This window comes from Pseudomonas sp. HY7a-MNA-CIBAN-0227 (assembly GCF_040310325.1).
Classification (GTDB): Bacteria; Pseudomonadota; Gammaproteobacteria; order Pseudomonadales; family Pseudomonadaceae; genus Aquipseudomonas.
Genome location: NZ_JBEOPT010000011.1, coordinates 152,393 through 177,539 on the forward strand (window position 1 = coordinate 152,393; position 25,147 = coordinate 177,539).

The 25,147-nt window shown below is 59.0% G+C and carries 25 protein-coding genes and 1 pseudogene; 16 read left to right on the forward strand and 10 right to left on the reverse strand.

The window, feature by feature from the left end; genetic code table 11:
* Positions 1–2 precede the first annotated feature (2 nt).
* Positions 3–1,211, reverse strand: coding sequence for a serine hydrolase domain-containing protein (locus tag AAEZ06_RS19040; RefSeq protein ID WP_149414196.1), 1,209 nt, complete (start codon positions 1,209–1,211; stop codon positions 3–5).
* A gap of 157 nt (positions 1,212–1,368) precedes the next feature.
* Here AAEZ06_RS19040 and AAEZ06_RS19045 point away from each other — a divergent pair, with 157 nt between their 5' ends.
* On the forward strand, positions 1,369–2,319 hold the full coding sequence (locus tag AAEZ06_RS19045; RefSeq protein WP_149414195.1) for an alpha/beta fold hydrolase: 951 nt from the start codon (positions 1,369–1,371) through the stop codon (positions 2,317–2,319).
* On the opposite strand, the gene AAEZ06_RS19050 is transcribed toward AAEZ06_RS19045, so the two are convergent.
* Positions 2,320–2,751: a nuclear transport factor 2 family protein gene (locus AAEZ06_RS19050; RefSeq protein ID WP_149414194.1), complete on the reverse strand. Its 432-nt coding sequence runs from the start codon at positions 2,749–2,751 to the stop codon at positions 2,320–2,322.
* Positions 2,752–3,052: 301 nt separating this feature from the next.
* Here AAEZ06_RS19050 and AAEZ06_RS19055 point away from each other — a divergent pair, with 301 nt between their 5' ends.
* From AAEZ06_RS19055 to AAEZ06_RS19095, 9 genes are all read left to right on the forward strand, one after another.
* Positions 3,053–3,589 carry a hypothetical protein gene (locus tag AAEZ06_RS19055; RefSeq protein WP_149414193.1) on the forward strand — a complete coding sequence of 179 codons (537 nt, stop codon included), beginning with the start codon at positions 3,053–3,055 and terminating at the stop codon, positions 3,587–3,589.
* A 99-nt stretch (positions 3,590–3,688) separates the two neighbouring features.
* On the forward strand, positions 3,689–3,931 hold the full coding sequence (locus AAEZ06_RS19060; protein WP_149414192.1) for a hypothetical protein: 243 nt from the start codon (positions 3,689–3,691) through the stop codon (positions 3,929–3,931).
* An 11-nt stretch (positions 3,932–3,942) separates the two neighbouring features.
* Entirely contained in the window at positions 3,943–4,077 is a 135-nt protein-coding gene (locus tag AAEZ06_RS19065) for a hypothetical protein (protein WP_256666332.1), read from the forward strand.
* A gap of 157 nt (positions 4,078–4,234) precedes the next feature.
* Positions 4,235–6,229 (forward strand): aminotransferase class I/II-fold pyridoxal phosphate-dependent enzyme, encoded by a 1,995-nt coding sequence (locus AAEZ06_RS19070; RefSeq protein ID WP_350615633.1) that lies wholly within the window; start codon positions 4,235–4,237, stop codon positions 6,227–6,229.
* Between the two features lie 25 nt (positions 6,230–6,254).
* Entirely contained in the window at positions 6,255–7,091 is an 837-nt protein-coding gene (locus tag AAEZ06_RS19075) for a transporter substrate-binding domain-containing protein (protein ID WP_149414190.1), read from the forward strand.
* Between the two features lie 11 nt (positions 7,092–7,102).
* Positions 7,103–7,816: an ABC transporter permease gene (locus AAEZ06_RS19080; RefSeq protein WP_149414189.1), complete on the forward strand. Its 714-nt coding sequence runs from the start codon at positions 7,103–7,105 to the stop codon at positions 7,814–7,816.
* A 7-nt stretch (positions 7,817–7,823) separates the two neighbouring features.
* The gene (locus AAEZ06_RS19085; protein WP_149414188.1) at positions 7,824–8,522 is read left to right on the forward strand and encodes an ABC transporter permease; all 699 of its coding nucleotides are present in this window, start codon (positions 7,824–7,826) and stop codon (positions 8,520–8,522) included.
* Complete coding sequence (locus AAEZ06_RS19090; RefSeq protein WP_149414187.1) at positions 8,519–9,472, forward strand: DMT family transporter; 954 nt, start codon at positions 8,519–8,521, stop codon at positions 9,470–9,472. The genes AAEZ06_RS19085 and AAEZ06_RS19090 overlap by 4 nt, the downstream gene beginning before the upstream one ends.
* On the forward strand, positions 9,469–10,464 hold the full coding sequence (locus AAEZ06_RS19095) for a M14 family metallopeptidase (protein WP_149414186.1): 996 nt from the start codon (positions 9,469–9,471) through the stop codon (positions 10,462–10,464). Before AAEZ06_RS19090 ends, AAEZ06_RS19095 begins: the two co-directional genes overlap by 4 nt.
* Here the strand turns inward: AAEZ06_RS19095 and AAEZ06_RS19100 are convergent.
* On the reverse strand, positions 10,461–10,916 hold the full coding sequence (locus AAEZ06_RS19100; RefSeq protein ID WP_350615636.1) for an Lrp/AsnC family transcriptional regulator: 456 nt from the start codon (positions 10,914–10,916) through the stop codon (positions 10,461–10,463). The genes AAEZ06_RS19095 and AAEZ06_RS19100 overlap by 4 nt on opposite strands.
* A gap of 131 nt (positions 10,917–11,047) precedes the next feature.
* Between AAEZ06_RS19100 and AAEZ06_RS19105 the strand changes: the two genes are divergently transcribed.
* A complete protein-coding gene (locus AAEZ06_RS19105; RefSeq protein WP_350615638.1) occupies positions 11,048–11,941 on the forward strand; it encodes a DMT family transporter in 894 nt (297 codons plus the stop codon).
* 44 nt (positions 11,942–11,985) lie between these two features.
* Here the strand turns inward: AAEZ06_RS19105 and AAEZ06_RS19110 are convergent, their stop codons facing one another.
* Complete coding sequence (locus AAEZ06_RS19110; RefSeq protein ID WP_149414183.1) at positions 11,986–13,986, reverse strand: peptidase U32 family protein; 2,001 nt, start codon at positions 13,984–13,986, stop codon at positions 11,986–11,988.
* 70 nt (positions 13,987–14,056) lie between these two features.
* Positions 14,057–14,437: a RidA family protein gene (locus tag AAEZ06_RS19115; RefSeq protein ID WP_149414182.1), complete on the reverse strand. Its 381-nt coding sequence runs from the start codon at positions 14,435–14,437 to the stop codon at positions 14,057–14,059.
* A 219-nt stretch (positions 14,438–14,656) separates the two neighbouring features.
* Between AAEZ06_RS19115 and AAEZ06_RS19120 the strand changes: the two genes are divergently transcribed.
* The gene (locus AAEZ06_RS19120) at positions 14,657–17,194 is read left to right on the forward strand and encodes a heavy metal translocating P-type ATPase (protein ID WP_350615639.1); all 2,538 of its coding nucleotides are present in this window, start codon (positions 14,657–14,659) and stop codon (positions 17,192–17,194) included.
* 78 nt (positions 17,195–17,272) lie between these two features.
* On the opposite strand, the gene AAEZ06_RS19125 is transcribed toward AAEZ06_RS19120, so the two are convergent.
* Positions 17,273–18,262 carry a zinc-dependent alcohol dehydrogenase family protein gene (locus AAEZ06_RS19125; protein ID WP_149414180.1) on the reverse strand — a complete coding sequence of 330 codons (990 nt, stop codon included), beginning with the start codon at positions 18,260–18,262 and terminating at the stop codon, positions 17,273–17,275.
* 87 nt (positions 18,263–18,349) lie between these two features.
* Entirely contained in the window at positions 18,350–18,730 is a 381-nt protein-coding gene (locus tag AAEZ06_RS19130; protein ID WP_149414179.1) for a YybH family protein, read from the reverse strand.
* A 138-nt stretch (positions 18,731–18,868) separates the two neighbouring features.
* Here AAEZ06_RS19130 and AAEZ06_RS19135 point away from each other — a divergent pair, with 138 nt between their 5' ends.
* Positions 18,869–19,753 carry a LysR family transcriptional regulator gene (locus tag AAEZ06_RS19135; protein WP_350615641.1) on the forward strand — a complete coding sequence of 295 codons (885 nt, stop codon included), beginning with the start codon at positions 18,869–18,871 and terminating at the stop codon, positions 19,751–19,753.
* 48 nt (positions 19,754–19,801) lie between these two features.
* On the opposite strand, the pseudogene tatC reads toward AAEZ06_RS19135, so the two are convergent.
* From tatC to AAEZ06_RS19150, 3 genes and pseudogenes are all read right to left on the reverse strand, one after another.
* Positions 19,802–20,434, reverse strand: a pseudogene (gene tatC / locus AAEZ06_RS19140) (twin-arginine translocase subunit TatC); the annotation flags it as partial.
* Positions 20,374–20,613, reverse strand: a complete 240-nt coding sequence (locus AAEZ06_RS19145) for a hypothetical protein (protein WP_350615643.1) — start codon at positions 20,611–20,613, stop codon at positions 20,374–20,376. The pseudogene tatC and the gene AAEZ06_RS19145, both read right to left, overlap by 61 nt.
* Positions 20,614–20,853: 240 nt before the next feature.
* The gene (locus AAEZ06_RS19150; RefSeq protein WP_149414176.1) at positions 20,854–22,122 is read right to left on the reverse strand and encodes a VWA domain-containing protein; all 1,269 of its coding nucleotides are present in this window, start codon (positions 22,120–22,122) and stop codon (positions 20,854–20,856) included.
* A 449-nt stretch (positions 22,123–22,571) separates the two neighbouring features.
* Here AAEZ06_RS19150 and AAEZ06_RS19155 point away from each other — a divergent pair, with 449 nt between their 5' ends.
* The 3 genes from AAEZ06_RS19155 to AAEZ06_RS19165 all read left to right on the forward strand — a co-directional run bounded on the left by AAEZ06_RS19155 (position 22,572) and on the right by AAEZ06_RS19165 (position 25,095).
* A complete protein-coding gene (locus AAEZ06_RS19155; protein WP_350615645.1) occupies positions 22,572–24,242 on the forward strand; it encodes a sodium:solute symporter family protein in 1,671 nt (556 codons plus the stop codon).
* Entirely contained in the window at positions 24,224–24,355 is a 132-nt protein-coding gene (locus AAEZ06_RS19160) for a putative transporter small subunit (RefSeq protein WP_350615647.1), read from the forward strand. The genes AAEZ06_RS19155 and AAEZ06_RS19160 overlap by 19 nt, the downstream gene beginning before the upstream one ends.
* Before the next feature lie 122 nt (positions 24,356–24,477).
* The gene (locus AAEZ06_RS19165; RefSeq protein ID WP_350615649.1) at positions 24,478–25,095 is read left to right on the forward strand and encodes a dTMP kinase; all 618 of its coding nucleotides are present in this window, start codon (positions 24,478–24,480) and stop codon (positions 25,093–25,095) included.
* Positions 25,096–25,147: the final 52 nt, after the last annotated feature.

A 25,147-nucleotide genomic window follows, 5' to 3' on the forward strand; every position in this document is an offset into this window, starting at 1 on the left:
CATCACTGCGGCGGGTAAACCGCATCGCGCAACTGTCGGGTAAACAGGCCGGACATGCCTTCATAGGCGGTGTTGGTCAGTGCTACGACAGTGAGTTTTTGCTGCGGGTCGACAAACCAGCTGTGGCCGTAGGCGCCGCCCCATTGCAACGTGCCTTTGGACTGGGGCGTATCGGCCAAGGCGCAGTCATCCAGTACCGCCCAGCCATAACCAAAACCCCAGCCAGGGCCTTGGGTTTGTGCGTGTGGGCCGACCGAGTCGGCCATCATCAACTGCACGCTGCGGCTTGTCAGAATGGGCGCGCCGCCCTGGCGGATAACTTCCAGAAAACGCGCAATATCTCCCGCTGTCCCGGCCATGCCGGCACCACCGGACGGGTAGGCGCGGGGATCGAGGATACGCCGCACATCAAACAGCGCGGTGCTGTTGCCACTGGTGATGGTGGCTTGATCAACCATGCGCAGCGGCTGCGGCGAGCCGTCCTGATAGGCGGCGGACAGACGTGACAGATCAGTGACGGCAAATCCGGTATCACGCAAGCCCAACGGATCGGTGACCGACTCCTTGAGCAGTACCTGCAGGCTGCTGCCGGAAGCTTTTTCCAGCACGGCGCCCAGCACGTCAGTGGCCATCGAATACTGCCAGCCGGTGCCTGGCGTATAGCTTAAGGGCACGCTGGCGATGCGCGTAAGGTTCTCCACCAGGCTTATCTGCGGCTCATCCAGCCCATCTGAAACGCCAGCGGTGCGATACGGGCCGCGAGGGTTTTCCAGAAAACCGTAACTAAGGCCAGCCGTGTGATTGAGTAGTTGGTTGACGGTGATCACCGGGACGGTGCCATCTGCAAGCCTTGGGCTAAAGGTGGGAAGCCAGCGGGTGACCGGGTCGTCCAGACGCAACTTGCCTTGCTCTACCAGGCGCAGCGCGGCGGCCGATACCAGCGGTTTGGTGACAGAGGCCAGGCGGAAAATGGTCTCTTCGGTCATTGGCCGACCGGCTTCTCGATCTGCCAACCCCGCTGCCCGGTGGTACACCAACTGCCCGTCGCGCAGCACCAGCACCACCGTGCCTACCAGGCGTTTATCGGTGATGGCGCTGTCGATTACTGCGTCCATTCGCTGTGTCAACACCGGGTCCGGGCTGTCGGCGCAGGCGAAGGCGGCACACAGGGAGGCGGTCAGGGCGACCAGACTTTTGGCGCGTAGTTGCATGGTTCAGGCTCGCTCAATGGCAATGACTGTCAGCCAATATGACCGGCTCGGCGTTGCAAGACCACCACCCTGGGCATTGATGACGTCAATGATGCTGGTGCAAACCCGGTCGTTGCAGCAGTCTTCCTTGAGCCCTGTCCATACAAGGAACCCAGTGATGAGCGCCATCGAGCAGCAGACCGTCAAGGTCAACGGCATTGACTTGAGCCTGCACATCGCAGGCCCCAAGAGCGGTCCGCCAGTGTGGTTGCTCCATGGTTTTCCCGAGTGCTGGCACTCCTGGCGCCTGCAAATTCCGGTGCTGGCGGCGGCGGGGTTTCGAGTGTTTGTGCCCCAGATGCGCGGGTATGGAAAGAGCAGTGCACCCTCTGATATCGCTGACTATGACGTGCTGACGTTGTGCGCCGACATACAGGGCGCCATGGACCTGTTTGGTCACCAGCAGGTCTGCATGGTCGGCCACGACTGGGGGGCGGTGGTGGCCTGGCACCTGGCGTTGCTGGAGCCTGCGCGCGTTACCTCCCTGGTGACGATGTCTGTACCGTTCGCCGGGCGCGCGAGGCGGCCGGTGATCGAGATCATGCGCGAGCTGTACGCCGACCGTTTTAACTACATCCTGTACTTCCAGGAACCCGGCGTGGCAGAGCGCGAGCTGGATGCCGATATCGAGCGCACCTTGCGGCTGTTCATGCAGGACCAGGATGTGTTTTTGCAGAAAAAACCGGCCACAGCCAAATTGCTGGAAGGTGTCGCGCTGCCTGGCGCGTTACCGGACTGGTGCAGCCAGCACGACCTGGATATTTACGTGCAAACCTTCGTCGACGGCTTTCGCGGCCCGTTGAACTGGTACCGCAACTTTGAGCGCAATTGGCAACGCAGCGAGTTTCTCGCCGGCAAACAGGTGCGGCAACCGACGTTATTCCTGATTGGCGACCGCGACCCGGTGGGCGTATTTGAAGCCCATACCCTCAAGCGCATGCCCGATGTGGTACCGAACCTGCAGCAGCATGTACTGCCCAATTGCGGGCACTGGATTCAGAACGAGCAGGGACAAAGGGTCAACGAACTGCTGCTCGACTTTCTAAGGCAAACAAACTCCCTCGGCTGATCAGCCCTTGGCCTTGGCCAGATACGGCGCCAGGCGCCGTCCCATCTCGTCACCCAAGGCCTGCAAGCCACTCAGCGGGCGAATCATTACTTCAAACTCGATGATCTGCCCTTGTTCGTTGAAGCGAATCAGGTCGATGCCCTTGAGTTGTTTGTCACCGACCCGGGCGCTGAACTCTAGGACTACGCTGTTGCCATCCGCTGTCGCCAGCTCGCGGTGGTAGACAAAATCTTCAAAGACCTTGAACACAGTATTGAGAATCATCGACACCACCGGCGCGCCGGGGTAGGGCGTGTGGGCCATGGGTGAGCGGAACACGGCGTCCGGAGCCAGCAGTTCGGGCAGGGCCTTCAAGTCGGCGGCAGCCAGCATGGCGTGCCAGCGTTGCAGCGTGTGGGCGGCCTCGGCGGACAATTTCAAATCGTCGGACATGTTCTGCACCTGTTCTTATGATTGGAAGGGCGTTGCACCCGACCAACCTTAAGAGCAGCACCGAGGCGGGATCAATGATCCAAATTGACAGTTATATGCCTTGAATAAACAGCGCTGCGTGTGACCATATTGGCTGAATAAAACCACTTGCTGTCCCGATTCCGGCTGCATCGGGCCAGGCTTGCCCAAGGCAGGTGCGGGTTTTGTATCGCCGATGCGCCAAGACGGTGCATTGAACTCACTTGAACTTTGTACAACAGCGCTTCTTCTAAATGGATTAAACCCCACGAGACTGCTGCTTGTGCCCAGAATAATTTTTCCGCAAACCCCGGAATCAGTCCTCACCGAGCAGGCGGCCAAGATATTTGGCTCGCCCAAGGACCGCCTGGATTTTTACCGACGAGAGATCCAGTACGAAACCACCATTCTCGCCAACCGCACTGACGCCTATCTAACGGCGCAGTCGTTCCTGGTGATCGCCTTTGTGTCTTGCATGAGCAACCTCAACCCGGAGTGGGGCAAGCTGTTCACTCTGGTGGTGCCGGCGTTCCTGGCGTTGCTGGGGGTACTCAGCTCATTGAATGCCTGGCCCGGCATTCGTGCGGCCTACGACATCATTGACCACTGGCACTTCAAGCAAAGCGAACTGCTGCGCAGCGAACCGGTGATGGGGCTGTCCTATGACGAATCGCCGCTGTTTTGCGAGACGGAGTCGTCCCACAAGGGCTATCGCAAGGCCTTGCTGTTTTCGGTGCGCACGCCCTGGCTGTTCATGGTGTTCTGGATGCTGCTGGGGGCTTTTGCGTTCTACATCCAGGTGGACAATCCCGGCTCCTGACCACTGATCAGTCGTGGTCAACTTGAATGAACTTCATTGCCCCTGGCAGACCCTTAACGTTAAGCACATGTGTTTGTGAGTGATCTGTAAGAGGTAGCTATGAACGATCAGTCCGAAACCCCGCTCTACGGTGAAGACCCGCAAGTGAGTGGCAGAAACGATCCTGCCATTGACGGTGGCTTGAACGAAGCGCCGGCTTCTGAATCGACGACCAAAGCGCCCAAGGACCCGCAACCCGCCAGTGATCCTGTGGCCAAGGACAATGAGTTCAGCCCGGACTTCAAGTCCGAGCAGGAGCCCAAGCCCGAGACCGACGCTGATATTGACACCCCGGGCGGCTAGAGGAAAAAACCATGTCATGTGAAACCGAAGAACCCATCAACGACCCTGGCAACGAAGATCCAGGCTCCCTGATGGATGATGCTCAAGTACCCCTCATTGACCCGGCTGACGCGGCGGATGCAGGTAATGCCGAGCGTCAAGACTGACGATGGAGTCGCCTCACCACAACGACCTGTTTTAGCTGTAAACGACACCTGTGAAATTTACCGTTGAACGAGTGTTCAGTTTCAATTATGTTGGCTGCACCCCCCGGCTGGCGACAGCCGGGCTTGCGCTTTTTCTGATTGAACGAGAGGCACTGGCATGCGGTTTTCACCCTTTGTTGAGCGAATTGCAGGGCAGGGCGTGGCAGCCTGGGATATCCACCATGCAGCCTTCCAGGCAAGCAGCAAAGGCGAAGACATCATTATCCTCAGCGTCGGCGACCCGGATTTTTCCACGCCGGCCTTTATCACAGACACCGCCATTAACGCCCTGCGCCAGGGTGATACCCACTACACCGAAATTCCCGGCCGCCCGGCACTGCGGGACGCCATCGCCGCCCGCTACAGCCAATCCCTCGCACGGCCTGTGAGCGCTGAAAACGTCATCACCGTCGCCGGGGCGCAAAACGCCTTGTTTGTCACCTCCCTGTGCCTGTTGCAGCCTGGTGATGAAGTGGTCGTCCTTGACCCGATGTACGTCACCTACGAGGCCACCCTCAAGGCCAGCGGCGCGACACTGGTGCGGGTGCCATGCTCGGCCGAGTCAGGCTTTCGCCTCGATGCCCAATTGCTGGCCGCCGCAATAACCCCGCGTACTCGGGCGATCTTTTTCTCCAACCCCAATAACCCCACCGGTGTAGTCCTCAACCGCGACGAACTGCAATCCATTGCTGATCTGGCGATCAAACATGACCTGTGGGTGGTGGTGGACGAGGTTTACGAAAGCCTGGTGTTCGAGGGCGAGTACCACAGCCTCGCCGCCGTAAAGGGCATGGCCGAGCGTTGCATTGTGATTGGCAGCCTGTCCAAGTCCCACGCCATGACCGGCTGGCGCATCGGCTGGATAATCGCCGAACCGACCATGGTCGCCCACGCCGAAACCCTGGTGCTGAGCATGTTCTACGGCTTGCCGGGCTTTGTCATGGAAGCGGCCACTGCGGCGGTGTTGGCCCACGACGAAGTGACCGGTGGCATGCGCGAAATCTACCTTCGTCGTCGTGACCTAGTGGTGGCCGGGCTCAGCGGTTGCCCAGGCATCAAGGTGCAGACACCACAGGCCGGGATGTTTGTGCTGGTAGATGTGCGCGACACCGGCCTCAGCTCCCTGGATTTTGCCTGGCGGCTGTTCCGTGAAGCGGGGGTATCGGTGCTGGATGCCGCCGCGTTCGGCGAACCGGCCCAGGGCTTTGTGCGGCTGTCGTTCACCCTGGGTGAAGTGCGCTTGGCCGAGGCCTGCGTGCGCATCTCTGGCTTTGTTGCCAAGTTGGCGCAAGAGCCGCGCGTGGTCCCGGTTGCCAGGATCATTACCGTGCAGCCCGCCGAAGCCAAAAAGATGATCGAGGTGCTCAACCTGCACAAACGCTTCGGCAATATCGAGGTGCTCAAGGGCATTTCCCTGACCGCCCACGAAGGCGAGGTGATCTCGCTGATCGGCGCCAGCGGTTCGGGTAAAAGCACCTTGCTGCGCTGCATCAACATGCTTGAAGTGCCGGACCAGGGCAGCATCCACGTCGATGGCGAAAGCATCAAACTCAATTACGGGCGTCCCGGCGCGCCGCTGGTGGCCGACGCCAAACAACTGGTGCGGATTCGCTCGACCCTGGGCATGGTGTTCCAGAACTTCAACCTGTGGCCCCATCGCACGGTGCTGGAAAATCTCATCGAAGCACCGACCCAGGTCCTGCGCGAAAGCCGCGCCGAGACTATCGAACGCGCCGAAGCCTTGCTCGACCGCGTGGGCCTGGCGGCCAAGCGCAACGAGTACCCGGCCTTTCTCTCCGGTGGCCAGCAACAGCGGGTAGCTATTGCCCGCGCCCTGGCCATACGCCCCAAAGTCATGCTGTTCGACGAACCCACCTCGGCCCTCGACCCGGAACTGGTGGGTGAAGTGCTGCGGGTGATTCGATCGCTCGCAGAGGAGGGCCGCACCATGATCCTGGTCACCCATGAAATGGCCTTCGCCCGGGATGTTTCCAGCAAAGTTGCTTTTCTGCACCAAGGCTTGATCGAGGAAACCGGCACGCCGGACTCGGTGTTTATCGACCCACGCAGTGAGCGTTGCCGGCAGTTCGTCAATGCGCATCAAACTCGCTAACTCCATAATAAGACGGGGCAAGATCATGCAATCCAATCGACTGGCAAAGTGGTTGAGCAGTGCGGTGTTGATGCTGGCGGCAGGTACGCTGCTGGCGGCGGAAAAACCCATCGTGTTTGCAGTGGCGGCGGAACCCTATCCACCGTTCACCGTCAAGGGCGGCAACGGGCAATGGTCAGGCTTTGAGGTGGACCTGATCCATAAACTCTGCACAGGCATGAACGCGCAATGCCAGATCAAAGAAGTGGCCTGGGACGGCATTATTCCGTCGCTGCTGGCCAAGAAGATCGACGTGATTTTCTCCTCGATGTCCATCACCGATGAGCGTGAAAAACAGATCGCTTTCAGTCGCGCCTATTACGACTCGTTGCTGGGCGTCGCCGGGCCCAAGGGCAGCGAAGTGGAAATCTCCCCGGCGGGCCTCAAGGGCAAGCTGATCGGTGTGCAGATATCCACGGTCAGCGCCAACTACCTGAAGAAGTACTACGAAAACATCGCCGAGCTTAAGTACTACGACACTCAGGAATCCGCCAACGCCGACCTGATTGCTGGGCGCATTGACTACATGATGGCCGACGACACTGCCATCGCCATGATGGTTAAAACCCCTGAAGCCAAGGACCTGGCCCATATTGCCAGCGTGCCCTATGACCCGATTATCGGCCGTGGCGTCGGTGCCGGCCTGCGCAAGGAGGACACCGAACTCAAAGCCAGGCTGGACAAGGCCATAGGCGAATTGCTGGTGAGCAAGGACTACGCCGACCTGTCTCAACAGTATTTCGGCTTGTCCGTCAGCCCGTGCAAAAGGGCCGACACCGAGGCGTTCGAGAGCAAAGTCTGCGACAGCCCCTACGCCAAGTAAGGAGGCCTGAAATGCCGGCGATGTTCGATCTACTCGGCTTCAGCGAACAGGGTTGGGGCCATGCGCTGCTGAAAGGGTTATGGATGACCCTGCAGATCTCGGCCGGGTCCTTTGTGGTCGGGCTGCTGATCGGCCTGGTGGTGGCCTGCGCCAAGCTCAGTGCGCCCCGGCCGATTGCCCTGGTAATGCGCGGCTATACCACCGTATTTCGCGCGGTGCCTGAGTTGCTGCTGATCCTGCTGCTGTATTACGCAGGCTCCATGGGCCTCAACGCGCTGATGCTATGGATGGGATTTGAGCAGGTCAATATCAGCGGGCCGCTGGTGGCGATTCTGGTGCTGGGGCTGGTGCAGGGCGCGTATGCCTCGGAGATCTTCCGGGCGGCGATCCTGGCCATTCCCCACGGCCAGATTGAAGCGGCGCGAGCCTTTGGCTTGAGCGGCTTTGGCCTGTTCCGCCGGGTGACGTTGCCGATCATGGCGCCTTACGCCTTGGCGGGCATGTCTAACCTGTGGATCAACCTGATCAAGGACAGCGCGCTGATCAGCGTGGTCGGCACCAACGAGTTGCTGTACACCGCCAAGCAGGCGGCGGGTTCGACCCGGCACTACCTGTTGTTCTACCTCACGGCCGCTGCCTTGTATTACCTGGTGACTCTGGCCTCCAACTACCTGTCCGGGCGCCTGGAGCGACGTATTCGTCGCTGGATGCCTGTGGTCGAGTGAACAGCTTATGCCTGAGTGGATATTTTATTACGCAGGACTGATCGGCAAAGGCTTGCAAACGACCCTGTCGCTGTTGGCGATCTCGGCCGTGCTGGGTTTTACCCTGGCGGTGCTGGTGGCGTTGGCGCGGTTGTCGCGGCGCAAGTGGCTGGCCCGTTGCGCCATGGCCTACACCAGTGTGCTGCGGGGCACGCCGCTGCTGATTCAGATCTACATTTTCTACTATGGCCTGGGCAGCCTGTTCGCCCAGTTTCCGATGGTGCGCGGCAGCTTTCTGTGGCCGTTCCTGCGCGATGGTTACTGGTACATCGTCTTTGCCCTGGTGCTGTCGGTGGGTGCCTATGTCGGCGAAGTGATTCGCGGCGGCCTGCTGGCGGTGCCCAAGGGTGAAATGGAAGCGGCCTCGGCGTTTGGCATGACCCCACGCCAAGCGCTGCTGCGGGTGCGTTTGCCACGGGCGATGCGCCTGCTGTTGCCGACCCTGGCGGGGGAGACGGTGATGCTGCTCAAGTCCACCGCCCTGGCCTCGACCATTGCCGTGGTCGACCTGCTGGGTGCGGCCAACGTGGTGCGTGCGCAAACCTTGCAAATCTACCAGCCGCTGCTGTTGGTGGCTGGTGTCTACCTGTGCCTGACCTTTTTGATCGAAGGGGTGTATGCCATTGCCGAGCGGCGTGGCACGCCGTTGCGCAGGTCCGTCGGATGAAAAACGATCGCTCCCTGCAAGGCATCGCCCTGTGCTCGTTGGCTTACGCTTTTCTGGCCTTGCAGGACGCGGTGATCAAATGGCTGGTGGCCGACTATTCGGTGTTCACCATTCTGTTCTGGCGCAGCCTGGTGGTGGTCGCCGCGTGCGTGATCGCCGGTCGTCTGGGCCTGTTGCGCCGGGCCTGGCACTCGGTCAGCCGCAAGCTGCTGATCATTCGTGGGTTGCTGTCGTTGTTGGCCTGGTTGCTGTACTACACCGCCGCCCGTGACCTGACCCTGGCAGAAATGACCACGCTGTATTTTTCTGCGCCAATCATGGTTACGTTGCTGGCGGCGTTGATCCTCAAGGAGCGTGCCAGTCGCGGCCAGTGGATCGCACTGATCATTGGATTTGTCGGCGTGGTAATCGCCTGTCGGCCCAGTAGCATGGTCGACCCGGTGCCGATTGCCCTGACGTTGGCGGCGGCGTTGTGTTGGGCCTTTACCTACATCCAGTTGCGGCAGGTAGACGACAGTACCTCGGTGTTGGAGCAGATGCTGATCACCAACGTGGTGTTTGTGATGTGCATGGCGGTGACTTTGCCCTGGACCCATACGCCCTCACCGACGCCAGCGTGGCTGGGCATGTTGGCGTCGGGCCTGGTGGGCGGCATCGGCCAGTTCCTGCTGTTTGCCAGCTTTCGCCGGGCTACGGCGACGTTGCTGGCGCCGTTCGAGTACACCGGGCTGATCTGGGCGTTCCTGTTGTCCAGCCTGATCTGGGGCACGTTGATGGACGTGTCGCTGATCATCGGCGCCGCACTGATCGCCGTCAGCGGCACGCTGGCCATGCTCAGCGCCCGGCCTCCGGTGTCACAGGATGTGGTCGGCGCCGAATGCTCCGTGACCCAGCCCCTGTACCCGGCAGAGACCGATGTGCAACCCGTTGGCGAGGAAACCCAGAGATGACAACAGACCTTTCATGGCATGTCCCCGGCGACTCAGGAAACACGCTGCACATCGGCGCCTGGCGCATTGAAGGCGACGGCAGCGGCCCCAGGGTGCACCTGCAAGCCGGCGTGCATGCCGATGAAATCGCCGGGATGCTGGTGCTGCATCAACTGCTGCCCAGGTTGCAGGCGTGTGCGGATCAGGGCCGGCTCAAGGGCAGCGTTACCGTGGTGCCCCAGGCCAATCCGTTCGGCATCGGCCAGTTTCGCCAGGGGCGGCAGCTGGGGCGGTTTCATGAGGCCACCGGGCAGAATTTCAACCGTGGGTTCGATCACTCCCTGGCCCTGGATCGACCCGCCAGCAACCTGGCCCAATGGCAAAAAAGCCTGGTGCAACTGGCCGCCGAGGCTGAGTTGGTGCTAGACCTGCACACCGATGATGAAGCCGTGCCGTACCTCTACATCCACCGCAGTTTCTGGCCTCAAGGCCAGGCATTGGCGGCTGCGCTGAAAGTGGATCTGGCCATTCTCTGGGATGACGGCGGCGATGGTTCATTTGAAGAAACCATTATTGCCCATGCAGGCCCACGACTGGCAGCGACCATCGAGCTGCGAGGGCAGGGCGATGTCAGTGATCAACTGGCCCAACAGGATGGCGACGGGATTTGGGCCTGGCTCTGTGCAAGCGGCGTGATCGACGAGCCTGCGGTAATCGGCGATTGGCAGGGCCAGGCGGTGGATATGGGCTGTATGGAAACGATCCTAGCGCCGTGTCCCGGAGTATTGGTATTTGAAAAAGGCCTGGGCGATGAGGTCGAGGAAGGCCAGCGTTTTGCCAGGATTATCGGGCGACCGGGGCAACCCGATTCCGAGGTGGTGCTGCGAGCCGCACAAACCGGGCGCATGGTGACCCGGCACCGGGAGCGGTTGGTGGCCCAGGGCTCGGTGGTGGCCAAGTTTACCGGCAGCAGGGTTTCAGAGAGCTGGAGTGGCGGGGTGTTGGACCCCTAGGTATAGCTATCTACTTGTCCCAACGGCGGCAACCGCCGTTTCACCGGGGTTTTCTTGACGATGGCGGTGTTTGTCTCGGCATAGACATTGAGCCGGTCAAGGAGTGTGTCCAGTTGATCCATGGTGCGTACATGCAGCCGGGCGATAAAGCAGTCTTCACCGGTCACCTTGTCGCACTCGGTGAACTGCGCGATTGCCTGGATTTGCCGTTCCACTTCCTGCAAGCGTCCGGGCAGGGGGCGAATGCGCACGATGGCCTGTAGCAGATAGCCGAAGTGTTTGGGGTCGATGTCCACCGTGTAGCCTTTGAGTACGCCGCGTTCTTCCAGCCGTCGCAGCCGTTCGCCGACGCTGGGGGAGGACAGCCCAGTGATCCCGGCCAGAGCCTTGAGGGAGCGCCGAGAGTCTTCCATCAAGGCGGCGATCAGTTGTTGGTCGATGAGGTCTATCACGGTTTTCTCCTGAAGTGGTTTGTCGAGTTTGCCTAATAAGAATAGGTAGAAATGGTTTTTCGCCTTTTTTAGGTTCTGGAGCAGGTGACGTTCAGCTTGCCATAATTGAGCCTCACTTGAGGAGCAGAGTCATGGACAAATCCATACGTCGCGGGTCGTGGGAAATGGTTGGTGCCATGCTGATTTCCGGCACTATCGGCTGGTTCGTACTGGCGGCAGGCGTGCCGGTGATCGAGGTGGTGTTCTGGCGCTGTGTGATCGGCGCCTTGACCCTGGTGGCGGTCTGCGGGCTGCTGGGTTATCTGCGTCTTGACCTGCTGAGCTACTCGACACTCGCGTTGGCCATGCTCAGCGGAGTGGCCATCGTCGGCAATTGGTTGCTGCTGTTTGCCTCCTACGCCAAGGCTTCAATTGCCATCAGTACGGCGGTCTATAACGTCCAGCCCTTTATACTGGTGATGCTTGCAGCGGTGTTCCTGGGTGAAAAAATCACCGTGCCGAAGCTGGCCTGGCTGGGCGTGGCATTCCTGGGGATGTTGGCGATCGTCACCGCTCATGGGGACCAGCAGAACAATGGCGAGGACTACCTGGTCGGCGTGGCGTTGGCGATAGGCGCTGCGTTTCTGTATGCAGTTGCGGCGCTGATTATCAAACGCCTGAAGGATGTTCCGCCGCATCTGATGGCCTTGATTCAAGTGACCACTGGGGCTTTGCTGTTGGCGCCATTGATGCAGTGGCAGAGCGTGTCCGCTTCACTGGACTCCTGGGCGGCATTGCTGACACTGGGCGTGGTGCATACCGGTTTGATGTACGTGTTGCTCTATGGAGCGATCCAGAAGTTGCCCACCGCACTCACCGGTGCGCTGTCCTTTATCTACCCCATCGCCGCGATTTTTGTCGACTGGATCGCCTTTGGCCATCGTTTGGGATGGACGCAATGGCTTGGCGTGGCCGCGATTCTGTTGGCCGCGGCGGGGTTGCAGCGGGGCTGGTGGTGGCGGTCCAACGTTGCGCTGCAACTGTGAAAATGGGCGAGCACGGCACCGTGGCGGTGTGCTCGCCTTCTTGCTCAGTGTGGAGCGCGAGGGATGGTCTTGAGCAGGTCGGCAGGGCTGATATGGCCGACGACCTGTTGCACGCTGCTGCCCGGTAGCGGCAGGCCAAGGATATGCCCCTTGATCTTGCCCATCACGTGCATCTCGCACGGCTTGCAGTCGAACTTCAGTGTCAGCACCTCATCACCATGCACCAACTGCATTGGCGCGACTTTGGTGCGCACGCCGGTAACGCCTTTGGCCTGCTTGGGGCAGAGGTTGAACGAGAAGCGCAGGCAATGCTTGGTGATCATCACCGGCACCTCACCGGTTTCCTCGTGGGCCTCGTAGGCTGCGTCGATCAGTTTGACGCCGTGACGGTGATAGAAATCGCGGGCCTTCTGGTTGTAGACGTTGGCGAGAAACGACAGGTGCGCCTCCGGGTACACCGGTGGTGGCGTGGCCTCGGCTTTGCGCCCGCCCCGAGGGTGAGCGTTGATACGGGCAGCCGTCAGCGCTTCGATGACTTCACGGCGCAAGGCCTTGAGCTGCGAGTTGGGAATGAACCAGGCCTGCGGTGCATCCAGCTCGATGGCGGTGGCGTGGTACTGGGTTGTACCCAGTTGGCCAAGCAGGTCGTGCAGTTGCTCCAGCGCCTGTTCCGGTTTGTTGGCAATACCAAATGGGCCGGGTAGGGTGACGCTGGCGCTGATGCCTTCTTCGCTGGTGGCTATCAGTTCCAGGCGGTCTTCACGCAAGCGAGCGACCCAGCAAAGCCCGATCCGGCGCTCAGCAGACGTCTTGAGCAGGGCCTGCTGCCAGTTATGGTCCAGGTTGCGGTTCAACGGGTGGTTGGGTTTGAGGTTGTACAGCCCGCCCGGCATCTCGTTGGGTTCGACGCGATAGCGGTAGCGCTTGGCGCCGTCTTCTTCAAACTCACCCTTGGCCTCGGCGATGTTGGCGCGAAAGCCGACGACTTCACGCTTGACCAGCACATTGAGGCCATCGCCATTGGACAGTGGCTCGTGGGTAATTACCTGCAGGTCACGCTTGCCGACTTTTTCCACCACACCCACCGGCAGCCCCGTGAAGGTTGGGGTGTCGAAGGCGCCGATGTCGATCTTGCGATCGCTGACGAAGTAGTCGGTGCTGCCACGGTGGAAGGTCTTTTCCGGATCGGGCACGAAGAAGTGCGCGGTACGGCCGCTGGAAGCGCGGGCCAGGTCCGGGCGGTCTTCAAGGATTTCGTCCAGGCGCTGGCGGTAATAGGCGGTGATGTTCTTCACATAACCCATGTCCTTGTAGCGACCCTCGATCTTGAACGAGCGCACGCCGGCATCTACCAGGTCGCGCAGGTTGGCGCTCTGGTTGTTGTCTTTCATCGACAGCAGGTGTTTTTCAAAGGCAACCACACGACCCTGGTCATCCTTGAGGGTGTAAGGCAGACGGCACGCCTGGGAGCAATCGCCACGGTTGGCACTGCGCCCGTTCTGCGCGTGGGAGATATTGCACTGACCGGAGAACGCCACACACAGCGCGCCGTGGATGAAAAATTCGACCGCCGCATCAGTCTCGCTGGCGATGGCGCGGATCTCTTGAAGATTCAGCTCGCGAGCCAGTACCAGTTGGGAGAACCCCGCCTGGTCGAGAAACTTCGCCCGCGCCAGGGTGCGGATGTCGGTCTGGGTGCTGGCGTGCAGCTCGATGGGAGGGATGTCGAGCTCCATCACGCCCAGATCCTGGACGATCAACGCGTCAACGCCGGCATCGTACAACTGGTGGATCAGCTTGCGTGCCGGCTCCAGCTCGTTGTCGTGCAGGATCGTATTGAGGGTGGTGAATACCCGCGCGTGGTAACGACGGGCGAACTCCACCAACTGGGCGATATCGCTTACGTCGTTGCTGGCGTTATGGCGAGCGCCGAAACTTGGGCCACCGATGTACACGGCATCGGCGCCATGCAGGATGGCTTCGCGAGCAATGGCCACGTCGCGGGCAGGGCTGAGCAGCTCCAGGTGATGCTTGGGTAAGGACATATTTTTTAGTCAGGCTTGTCACGGTCGAGGGACGCATTGTAGCCGTGAAATGCCTGACCGACATCTCACATCAGGCCTTGGCCGCCATCGCGGTGACTTCCACACGCATTCCTTTGACTGCCAGTGCTGCAACGCCAATTGCGGCGCGGACCGGCCAGGGTTTGGCGAAGAAGCGTTTGTAGACTTCATTGAAGGCGGCGCGGTCGGCCATGTCAGTAAGGTAGATGGTCAGGTGCATGACCCGGTCGATGGAGCTGCCGGCGCGCTCAAGAGCAACCTTGAGGGCTTGCAGGGTGCATTCGCTTTGCAGGGTGATGTCACCCAGTTCCAGGCTACCGTCGGCGCGGGTGGGGATCTGCGTGGAGACCAGAATGCCGTTGAAACCGATGACGTCGCTGGAAATGGAATCGGCGTCAGGGTCGGGGGTGAAGCTGAGGTCGTGGTTTGCCATTGGGATCTCTGTGGGAGAAAGCGAGGGGGCAGAGTATCAACCGAGCGCAGGACTGACGGCAAGGCTGGGCGAAGGGCCCGCGACCCTGGGGCGGAGCCAAAGGTTGCGGACCTGGGCCCACGAAACAAATTACACCCTCCACATTACCCAAAGGGCTTGACCTTCCCACCTCGGGAAGCTTTAGGCTTTCTTCAACAGCAACATTCAAGGGGTAGTTCAATGGCTTCCGTTTCCCACCCACAAGGCTCCAATCCATCCAAGTCCCTGGACACTCGTCTGAGCCTGCCGGTGGAAGGAATGACATGCGCATCGTGCGTCGGCCGTGTCGAACGCGCGCTCAAAGCAGTCCCTGGTGTGCAAACGGCCGCAGTCAACCTTGCCACCGAGCGCGCCGACATCACCTTCACCGGCATGGCCGACCCGCAGGCGGCTGTCCGCGCCATTGAGAGCGCCGGCTACTCTGTGCGTGAAGAGACCACTGAGCTTGCGATCGAAGACATGACCTGCGCGTCATGTGTGGGTCGGGTTGAGAAGGCGCTCGCCAAAGTCCCGGGCGTGCTTGAAGCCAATGTCAACCTGGCGACCGAGCGTGCGCGGGTGCGCCACCTTGCCGGAGTTGTCTCCACGGCCGACCTTGAAGCGGCGGTCAAACAGGCCGGTTACAAGGCCCGCCGCTTGTCCGCCGAAACGGCAAATGCGAGCGATCAGGACGCCGAGCGTCGTGACAGCGAGGCGCGGGCGCTGCAGCGCTCCATGTTGATTGCAGCCATCCTCACCTTGCCAGTCTTCATCCTTGAGATGGGCTCGCACCTTATTCCCGCCATGCATCATTGGGTGATGGCGGTTATGGGGCAGCAGACGAACTGGTATGTACAGTTTGCGTTCACCACCCTTGTCCTGTTCGGTCCGGGTCTGCGTTTCTTGCGCAAGGGCGTGCCGGCATTGCTGCGCGGTGCTCCCGACATGAACTCGCTGGTCTCGGTCGGCACGGCGGCGGCTTATGGCTACTCGATCGTCGCAACCTTTATCCCCGAAGTGCTACCGCAGGGCACCGCCAACGTCTATTTTGAAGCCGCCGCGGTCATTGTTACCTTGATCCTGCTCGGCCGCACGCTGGAGGCGCGCGCCAAGGGGCGCACCTCGCAGGCGATCAAGCGGCTCGTTGGCCTTCAGGCCAAGACCGCGCGCGTTGAGCGCAACGGCGAGGCTGTCGAGGTTGCGCTTGATCAGGTGACAACCGGTGACATCGTGCAGGTTCGTCCGGGCGAGAAAGTTGCAGTCGACGGCGAGGTCGTCGAGGGCGCCTCTTATGTTGACGAGAGCATGATCAGCGGCGAGCCCGTGCCCGTGTCGAAAGGGGTAGGCGCCGAAGTCATCGGTGGCACGATCAACAAGACGGGCGCTTTCAGCTTTCGCGTCACCAAGATCGGCGCGAATACGGTGCTCGCGCAGATCATCCGCCTGGTCGAGCAAGCGCAGGGTTCCAAGCTGCCTATCCAGGGGCTGGTCGACAAGGTGACCATGTGGTTTGTGCCGGCGGTGATGGCGGCGGCCACGGTGACCTTCCTGGTCTGGCTGATCTTCGGTCCGGCCCCGGCGCTGACCTTCGCGCTGGTTAATGCGGTCGCGGTTCTTATTATTGCCTGCCCGTGCGCCATGGGGCTGGCTACGCCAACCTCGATCATGGTCGGTACAGGCCGCGCGGCCGAGCTGGGCGTGCTCTTTCGCAAGGGCGAAGCCCTGCAGGCGCTGCGCGATGTGAGCGTTATCGCGCTCGACAAGACCGGCACGCTGACCAAAGGGCGTCCCGAGTTGACCGACCTGGTTCCCGCCGAAGGTTTTGGATACAACGACGTGCTGGCGCTCGTTGCGGCGGTCGAGACCCGCTCCGAGCACCCGATCGCCGAAGCCATCGTCATGGCCGCAAAGCAGCGGGACATCACCCTTGCACCCATCGAGAGCTTCGATGCAATACCGGGCTACGGTGTGTCGGCCAAGGTCGCCGGCCGAACCGTTGCCGTCGGCGCGGATCGCTTTATGACGCAGCTCGGTCTTGATGTGGCAAGCTTTCTGTCGACGGCCCAGCGCCTCGGCGAGCAAGGTAAAAGCCCGCTCTATGCCGCGATCGATGGCCGGTTGGCGGCGGTGATCGCAGTCGCCGATCCGATCAGGGAGACGACGCCCGAGGCGATCAGGGCGCTGCACGCGCTCGGACTCAAGGTCGTGATGATCACCGGCGACAATGCGGCTACAGCCACGGCGATCGCCAAGCAGCTGGGCATCGATGAAGTCGCGGCCGAGGTGTTGCCCGACGGCAAGGTCACGGCGCTGAAGAAGTTCCGGATCAATGGCGCGAAGGTCGCCTTCGTGGGCGACGGCATCAACGACGCCCCGGCGCTCGCCGAAGCCGACGTCGGGCTCGCCATCGGCACGGGAACCGATGTGGCGATCGAGGCGGCTGACGTGGTGCTGATGTCGGGCGACCTGCGTGGCGTGCCGAATGCCATCGCGCTCAGCCATGCGACGATCCGCAACATCAAGCAGAACCTGTTCTGGGCCTTCGCCTACAACGCCGTGCTGATCCCGGTCGCGGCGGGCGCGCTCTACCCGGTGAACGGCACGTTGCTTTCGCCGATCTTCGCCGCGGCCGCGATGGCGCTCTCCAGTATCTTCGTGCTCGGCAATGCGTTGCGGCTCAAGCGCTTTCGGGCGCCTATGACGGTCGAGTCCCGCAACGACGACCTTCGGATCACATGACGCCCTCGGGGCCGTTTCCACAAGGCTCCCTGCGACCGGCCCGCGTTGCTCGACTCAGACCCTGAGCCAGGTTCTGAGTCAGACAGTCACCACAACCTTTCCGATCTGTCCGTTCGATTCTAGAAAACGGTGGGCTGCTTGAATTTGATCGAGAGGAAACGTCCTGGCGATCAAAGGCGACAGTTCTCCTGAACTCAGCCCTTCAAGAATGAAGGCTTTGGCGCGTTCCAATACCGCGTCATCAGTAACAACTTCGGTATAGAGAAACCCCTTGAGGGTGAGGCTTTTGCCCAGCACGGTGAACAACGGGAAGGGTGTCGGCTCAGCGCTGAGCGCACCGTACTCAAGCAAAATTCCGCCACGAGCCATACTTTGTGTAAGCGCTTCGAAAGAGGGGCCTCCAATGGGATCAAACACCACACGAGCACCAAGACCTTCGGTGAGTTTCAGCACTTCGTCAGCCAAGTCCTGTTCCTCGCTGGCAATCACATGATCCGCACCGGCCTCGATCAAGGCTTGGCGCTTGGCGCTGGTACGTGTCACTGCAATGCTGGTAGCACCCACCTTGCGCGCGAGTTGGATGGCTGCCAAGCCGACGCTACTTGAAGCGGCAGTCACGATAATGAAATCGCCCTTGGTGAGCTTTGCCTGTTCTATCAATGCGCCATAAGCCGTTACGTATTGCATCCAGACTGCAGCAGCCTGCTCGAAGGACAGCGATGGCGGGTGCTTGACGGTGAGCCTTGCTGGAATGTTTGCCACTTCTGCATAGGTACCCCAGCGTGCAATATCGAGCGGGGGAATCAGGCTGACTACGTCGCCGGCCTTGAAGTTTTTAACATCACTGCCCACGGCTCGCACGATGCCAGAGGCTTCGTAACCCAAGCGACTTGGAAAATTGGCCTCTTGAAGGTAGGCATGATTGCGGAACATCACTTCTGCGCGATTTAAGCCAATAGCTTTGACATCAATCTGAACTTCGTCGGCTGCAGGTGCCGGTACGGGTACTTCCTCCAGCGTCAGGACGCTGGCGTCGCCATAAGTGTGAATACGGACAGTACGAGCCATGTGGTTTCTCCCAATGAAAGGTTCAAAGCCGAATGCCCACGCATTTGGCTGACGGTTTTACAAGTCCAGGCCTTCAACAATTTAGACTCAGTCAGCGCCACGCGGGTTATCAATCACGAATTTCCAGGTGCCATCTGGCTGCCGGCGAACGACCTCTACGTTCTTGCCCTCAACCTTCAACGGGTTGCCTTGGGGGTCCCTGGCAATCGCTGACCAGCTACCACGCAACAGAGCAAGATCCTGTTCAGCATTGAGAAAGGTCGTGAGCTCAGAGGTGAACGTGGGCTCTTCCAGGTCCATCCAACCTCGCAAGGTTTCACGAATCGCAGCCTGGCCTACCACGGCTTCGCCGGAGTCGATGATGAAGGTTGCGTTGTCTTCATAGAGAGCAACAGCAGCTTCGAGATCCTTGTCTCTGATAGCTTGGAAGATGAGCAGATCGCAGTCTTCAGGTTTAAGCGCGGCCATGATTTTGCCCTAAGTGTTGATGAGCTGAGAGCGCTTGTCTTGGTGACAGGCGAGGATATGCAAGCGCTCTAAATTAGGGATTGGGGCCGTCGAAATAAATGGTTAGGATGGCTCCACACTCCAAACAGAAAGTTTCCAATGGATCGCTTCACCACGATGGCAACGTTCGTCAAAGCTGTGGAACTGGGCTCGTTCAGTGCTGCGGCGGATGACCTGAATCTGTCCCCTCAGTTAGTGGGCAAGCAGGTCAAGGCTCTTGAGCAGCACCTGGGTGTACGGCTGCTGACCCGCACGACTCGCAAACAAAGCCTGACTGACTTTGGCCAGCAATTTTACGAACGTGCCAAGGTCATTTTGGCCGAAGTTGAAGAGGCTGAAGGTCTGGCAGCTGAGACTCGCGCGGTCCCAAGTGGCAGGTTGCGCATAAATGCTTCAGTTGCTTTTGGAGAGCGAACGCTGGCGCCACGCTTGCTGGAGTACATGGCCAAGTACCCTGGCGTATCGGTAAACCTCACGCTTTCCAACCGACTGGCTGATCTGGTTGATGAAGGTTACGACGTAGTGTTTCGCATCGGCGAACTGGGCGACAGCGGACTCAAGGCGCGCTACCTGGGGCCGTACGAATTGATACTTTGTGCATCACCTCAGTACCTGGCTGCTCGTGGCCCCATTTCCTCCCCGTGGGATTTACAGCTACATGAGTGCTTGGGCTTTGCGTACTCAGATGGGCGTAACGAATGGAGTTTCGACGGGCCTGAGGGGCGTGTCGATGTGCCTATTACCAGCCGACTCATGGTCAATCAAAGTGAACCGTTACTGCGTGCTGCGCTGGCGGGATTTGGATTGATACTTCAGCCCTCGGAACTGGTCGAGGAGGCATTGACTCAAGGCACGCTCATACGAGTGCTCACCGACTATCGAACACCATCACCACCGATCAACATGTTGTACGCCCCTGATCGGCGCATCACACCAAAGCTGCGCAGTTTCCTGGATTTTTGTGTAGAGGCATTTGGTCGATAAGGTGTGCGGTTGCACCCTGCAGGTCTTGCACCTCCAATGAAGTGCCGCTTATCCAGCACTTTTCGCCAGCGAGCGCCCCTGACGTCCAGCAACTGAACCGCTGGCCAGCAATCCCAGTTCGAACAGCACCCACATTGGCACCGCCAGCATGGTCTGCGAGAACACGTCAGGAGGAGTCAGTAGCATGCCGACGACAAAGCAGCCGACGATCACGTACGGACGGCTCTTTCTCAGGGTCTGCACGTCTGTCACCTTGGCCCAGACCAAAAGGAAAGTGGCGATCGGGATCTGGAACGCCAGGCCGAACGCCAATAGCAGCGCAAGGATGAAGTCCAGGTACAGGCCGATGTCGGTCATCATTGCGACGCCGTCGGGCGTGACGCTGGTGAAGAAGCTGAACATCATCGGGAAGACCAGGAAAAACGCGAAGGCCATGCCGCCATAAAACAACATGATACTGGCGCTCAGCAGCCATGCGCCGATCCGCCGTTGCTGGCGATAAACCACCGGCGCGATCATGCCCCAGACCTGATGCAGCAGCGCTGGCATGCTGATAAACAAGGCAATCATCAAGGTCAGTTTGAGCGGTGCGAGGAATGGGGAGGTCACGCCGGTAGCGATCATTGTCGCGCCTTCGGGGAGATAGTCGCGCAGCGGATCGGAGACGAAGGTGTGGAGTGTCCAGGGGCTGCAAGTGCAGGGGTGTCGATGTGCGCCGCCACAGTGGGCTCAAGTTGGATGCCCTCACGCAGGCACTGTTCGAGTTGACGCAGTGGTTGGCTGTCGAACTCGGATTGGGCCAGGCAGGCAGTGATCAGAGCAGCCAGCAGGACACGAGAGGACAGTGTGAAACGAGCCATGGAGTCTCCATTTTATCGTTATGACTAGACTGGTATTGAGCTTAAAACTCGTCTCAGCGGTTTGGATAATCGTCAAGCGACAAAAACCATGCAAGGCATTCGACCCCGTTCTTTCCCTGGTCATGGATGTAGTTTCCCAGGCAGGGAAACTACTTGCACCAGAATGGGAGCGGGTAGAGGGGCAGGGCGACAAAAGGCGGCAGTGGCGAGCTTGCACGCGCCACGGGATCTTCAACGCATCTACGCGATAATGCCCTTCTCAGTCGCTTCCTTGATCCAGGATGGGAACTCTTCCATCAGCTTGTCGTAGAGTTCCTCTTCAGAGATATCGTTCAGGTCATCCAGTGCGAAGAAACCACAGTTATCAATGGCCCTTCCGGACATATCGTCTAACCGCTCAAGGATCCCGTAGTTCCGCCCTCCGACACCCACGAACTGCCAGAAGCAGGGAAGTGCGGCTGCCTCAGTAATCAACTTCGTTATAGCTCGGTCTTCATGGATCCCACCATCGCTGATGAATAGGACGTAGACGGGAGTCTTGTCGCTAGATTTGGCGTAGAAGTCGATCACCTGGCGAATAACCTTGGGTTCGTCATTGATCCGCTGGCCGACACCCCATTTTTTCCAGCCGCCATCCTCGCTGTTCACGTAGTCCGAGTAGTTGGCCATGCTCACTTCAGACAACTTGCAGGGCTTGGCCCCGAACGCCCAGCAGTCGAGCGCGCCATCGTCGTCGAATGCAACCGCCAGAGGCAGTAGTCGATTGATGACTTCTTGAACTTTTCCGCGGGAGTATTGGCCGTTCATCGAGCCACTGGCATCGAGCACCAGTGCCACGCGCGCTTTCAGCTCAGTGAGTTTGACCTTTTCCAGACTGATCTGCGCTTTCTTGGCCAGGCTCACCAAGAGGGGCGCACCTGCAGCAATTTTTTTCTCAAAAGAAATCTTGGAGGGTGAGGGTGGCGGGGCTTCTGATACCGGTGCTGGCGCAGTAGTTTGCTCAGCCACCTCGCCACCAAAGTGGCGAACCAGGGCATCCAGACCGTCATTGAAGCCTTGCAAGTTGGACTGGAGCCGCCACACACCGTCCTTTCGATAGATGTCGGCAACCATGATTGCCTTTTCCCCAGCGAAGTCTCCACCCGAGAAGTTGCACGTAGCGCGCTGATGACCATCAAACTGGTGAATTGCGAAGAAGCTGGCCGTGATGTCCTTCATCGCGCCATTGCCATCGATTGATGCCGTGAAAACCAAACGGTCAATGGTTGCGGGCAGCGTCCCAAGGTTCAATTTGAAATCGCCACCGCTCAGCAGGGTCACGCTATTACAGGGCGTAGCAGGCTGATTAAAAAAGATCATGTAACGGTCATCAGACAATTTGCCGCTGACATCAAGGCCGAAGCATACGAAGTCGATGACATTGGGGGACTTGATCGCGACGGACAGCGTCAGTTGGTCACCTTGGATGATGCTCGACAGGGGCAATCGTTGCCCTTGGGTAATCTGCATGCCACGTCCTTTTGATCGTCAATGAAAGGGATTTATCTTACAAGCTTGCTAAGAATTGATCATTGCCTGTGATCCCTGTTTTCAGGATAACGGGCAGTTGTTCATACCGCTGGGTAGGGCGTCGGATGTGCCCTTCAGCAACGCTCGCTCAAAGTCTATATAATGCGCGTCTGTTCGTGTCAGGGCCCTGCGGCTCTGATGCAGGACTTATCTTCCGGCCATTGCCGCCGGCCATTGCTGCAAGTACCGGCTCAACGTGCTAGCGCACGCTTTGCCTTAGACCTGGGACGCCCTTTGCGTTCCGTCTCTTGCCAGCCTTCACGATGACAACCCAGCGGACCGCTGTCCGATGCCACCTGCCTGTCAGGAACCCCGGGTTGTTTTGCGCCTGCCGATTTCGGTCTTTCATTACGTCTGTGATGACTGTGGCGCGCATAAAGGAGAAAGGAATGTTCCAACTTTCCACCCCCACCGTCTTGCTGCTTCTGTTCTGTTTCTATGGCTTGACCTTTTTAGTGTCGTTGCGCGTGGGTCGCAAGGATGAAAACGTCGATGGCTATATGGTTTCCAATAACTCAATTGGTTTTGGCATGGCGGCTGCCAGCATGACCGCTACCTGGATCTGGGCCGCTTCGTTCTACGCGGCTGCCACCGCCGGCTACAAGTTCGGCATCTCTGGCGCGCTGCATTACGGCTTCTGGGGCGCGTTGATGATTTTGTTTATCTACCCCTTTGGCCGGCGCTTTCGCGCACTGGCGCCCAAGGCCCACACCCTGGCAGAGATCATGCACGCCCGCCACGGGCGTTCCAGCCAGATGATTTTGGCGGGCTCGAATATCGTCGGCAGCATGATCAGCTTGATGGTCAACTTTACTGCTGCTGGTGCGCTGGTTGCCGTGTTGTCCCCGCTGAGCTTTATTCAGGGGGTGTTGATCGCCGGTTTCGGGATTTTGAGTTACACCATCTGGTCAGGCTTTCGCTCTTCAGTCCTGACGGACTTTGGTCAGCTGATCGCTATGATCTTCGCCGCCGTGGTGATTATCCCCATTATTTTTTTCCAGCTTGGCGGGCCGGAACTCTTCGCCCAAGGCATGCCGAACATTTCCGCGGAGCAAGCCAGCTTCTATTCGAAAACCGCCATTCTGGAGCAGGGCGCACCGTATTTTGTTGCGGTATTGGCTTACGCCATTGGTAACCAAACGATTGCCCAGCGATTGTTTGCGGTGCGTGAAGACTTGATGAAGTCGACTTTTATCACGGCCACCATTGGCTATGCATCGATTGTGATTGGCCTGGGCATGCTGGGTTTCCTGGCCTTGCTGGCCGGTGTGCAACCGGTGGATGGCGACTTGAATAACCTGATCCCGCAAATGGCCTCGACGTACCTGCCGCCGTTTGCAATCGGGCTGTTTTTCATCATGGTAATCGGTTCGCTGTCGTCGACCGCCGATTCGGATTTATCGGCGCTGTCCGCGCTGCTGATGACTGATGTATATGGCAAGAACCTGGCCAAAGGTAAGCCAAACCCCAAAACCATGTTGTTCGTCGGGCGCTTGACCATGGTCGTTGCGACGATGCTCGCCGTGGTATTCGCCAGCCTCAAGCTGGACATCCTGACCATGCTTATCTTCGTGGGCGCGTTATGGGGCGCTATCGTATTTCCGGTAATAGCCAGTCTGTACTGGGGGCGAATCACCAATGCCGCCTTTACCAGTGCGGCCGTCGCAGGTTTTCTGATGTTTATCGTCGCGCGCTTCGAACTGCTTGAGTTGCAAGGCGCCGTGGCACTGTTCTTCGAGTTTTTTGCATCAGTCGGTGGCGGGGTGGTGATTGGCTTGATGGCCTTCGGCTTCTTCGGGCGCAAGGTCGGGTTTACGTTTGGCGGGCTCGCATTTTTGATTCTGGCGCCGTTTGCGTTCGGCTTTTTGCGTGATTACACGGTATTGCTCAGCTCACTCACTGCCTACGGCGTCAGCACTGTGGTTTGTGTAGTGGTGAGCTTGATGTCCAACGAAGATTTCGACTTTGATTGCATCAACGAACGTGTCGTGGCCTTCCACTACGGCGCCAATGGCGCCACTGAAGACAAAGGAGTTTCCCCATGTCCGGTTTTGCGTTAACCCTGTATGTATTGATCTGGCCCGTCATTGCGGCGGCCGTGATGATCACCTTGTGCGTCAGCTTGTACCGAGACATGCGCCAGGCAAAACGTGAAGGTACTGATCTGGTGTAACCCGATCCGAGGTGCGGGCAAGCGACAGGTGCTTGTCCGTACCCATTTCAACCTTCACTTTGCATCCAATGCGGCAGCGATCCCATGTGCTGAGCTGACAATCATCAATCGGTATTTGAAGAATGAATCGTCCGTTGTTTGTTTCTCTAGATGGGCCCAAGGGAACCGGCAAAACCACACTGTTGGAGGCCGTTACGAAAGTACTGAGGGCAGACAACAAAAAGGTGATCCGACTTTGCGAGAAAAAAAGCGATCCCTATAGGGGTGAAACAATGGCCCTCGTTAACAAGCTCGTCAGAAATCCCTCCCGAGATTTGGAGTTGGAGGTTTGTGAGCGCTTTGCTGATAGCCGTACCTGGATTTCCCAGCACGTGCTGGCTAAACAGCCACCTGGCAGCATCATCTTGATCGATCGCTGGTACCCGTCTGATGCCGCGTTTCGCCGGATAGTACCGTTTGCAGAGATTCTACAGTTAAACATTGATCGAAACGTGCGAGTGCCAGACCTGCATGTCGGGGTTGTCACCGCCCCTGATATTTCATGGGCGAGGGCAGCGGCACGACGGCGTGGGCTGAGCAGTACTGTGATCCATAAGCTGGAAGAACATGTCGCTTGTACCCAGGCGTTCGAGCGAGCGATTGCAAATCACGGCTGGTTTTTATGCCGTAATGAAGGAACGCTCGAAGACGCAACGATGCAGGTGATTTCTGAGATCTATAGTGTCCTTCGATGCCCGTAGGCGAAGCTCGCTGCGCTGGCCTTGATGCGGTTGAGATAGCCGTAGATATAGA

Coding starts and splice junctions, on each gene's coding strand:
- AAEZ06_RS19045 (WP_149414195.1), top strand. CDS start 1,369: ATGAGCGCCATCGAGCAGCAGACCGTCAAGGTCAACGGCATTGACTTG.
- AAEZ06_RS19070 (WP_350615633.1), top strand. CDS start 4,235: ATGCGGTTTTCACCCTTTGTTGAGCGAATTGCAGGGCAGGGCGTGGCA.
- AAEZ06_RS19155 (WP_350615645.1), top strand. CDS start 22,572: ATGTTCCAACTTTCCACCCCCACCGTCTTGCTGCTTCTGTTCTGTTTC.
- AAEZ06_RS19130 (WP_149414179.1), bottom strand. CDS start 18,730: ATGGCCGCGCTTAAACCTGAAGACTGCGATCTGCTCATCTTCCAAGCT.
- AAEZ06_RS19115 (WP_149414182.1), bottom strand. CDS start 14,437: ATGGCAAACCACGACCTCAGCTTCACCCCCGACCCTGACGCCGATTCC.
- AAEZ06_RS19125 (WP_149414180.1), bottom strand. CDS start 18,262: ATGGCTCGTACTGTCCGTATTCACACTTATGGCGACGCCAGCGTCCTG.
- AAEZ06_RS19145 (WP_350615643.1), bottom strand. CDS start 20,613: ATGGCTCGTTTCACACTGTCCTCTCGTGTCCTGCTGGCTGCTCTGATC.
- AAEZ06_RS19105 (WP_350615638.1), top strand. CDS start 11,048: ATGGACAAATCCATACGTCGCGGGTCGTGGGAAATGGTTGGTGCCATG.
- AAEZ06_RS19085 (WP_149414188.1), top strand. CDS start 7,824: ATGCCTGAGTGGATATTTTATTACGCAGGACTGATCGGCAAAGGCTTG.
- AAEZ06_RS19160 (WP_350615647.1), top strand. CDS start 24,224: ATGTCCGGTTTTGCGTTAACCCTGTATGTATTGATCTGGCCCGTCATT.
- AAEZ06_RS19065 (WP_256666332.1), top strand. CDS start 3,943: ATGTCATGTGAAACCGAAGAACCCATCAACGACCCTGGCAACGAAGAT.
- AAEZ06_RS19135 (WP_350615641.1), top strand. CDS start 18,869: ATGGATCGCTTCACCACGATGGCAACGTTCGTCAAAGCTGTGGAACTG.
- AAEZ06_RS19060 (WP_149414192.1), top strand. CDS start 3,689: ATGAACGATCAGTCCGAAACCCCGCTCTACGGTGAAGACCCGCAAGTG.
- AAEZ06_RS19090 (WP_149414187.1), top strand. CDS start 8,519: ATGAAAAACGATCGCTCCCTGCAAGGCATCGCCCTGTGCTCGTTGGCT.
- AAEZ06_RS19150 (WP_149414176.1), bottom strand. CDS start 22,122: ATGCAGATTACCCAAGGGCAACGATTGCCCCTGTCGAGCATCATCCAA.
- AAEZ06_RS19050 (WP_149414194.1), bottom strand. CDS start 2,751: ATGTCCGACGATTTGAAATTGTCCGCCGAGGCCGCCCACACGCTGCAA.
- AAEZ06_RS19110 (WP_149414183.1), bottom strand. CDS start 13,986: ATGTCCTTACCCAAGCATCACCTGGAGCTGCTCAGCCCTGCCCGCGAC.
- AAEZ06_RS19075 (WP_149414190.1), top strand. CDS start 6,255: ATGCAATCCAATCGACTGGCAAAGTGGTTGAGCAGTGCGGTGTTGATG.
- AAEZ06_RS19120 (WP_350615639.1), top strand. CDS start 14,657: ATGGCTTCCGTTTCCCACCCACAAGGCTCCAATCCATCCAAGTCCCTG.
- AAEZ06_RS19080 (WP_149414189.1), top strand. CDS start 7,103: ATGCCGGCGATGTTCGATCTACTCGGCTTCAGCGAACAGGGTTGGGGC.
- AAEZ06_RS19040 (WP_149414196.1), bottom strand. CDS start 1,211: ATGCAACTACGCGCCAAAAGTCTGGTCGCCCTGACCGCCTCCCTGTGT.
- AAEZ06_RS19095 (WP_149414186.1), top strand. CDS start 9,469: ATGACAACAGACCTTTCATGGCATGTCCCCGGCGACTCAGGAAACACG.
- AAEZ06_RS19165 (WP_350615649.1), top strand. CDS start 24,478: ATGAATCGTCCGTTGTTTGTTTCTCTAGATGGGCCCAAGGGAACCGGC.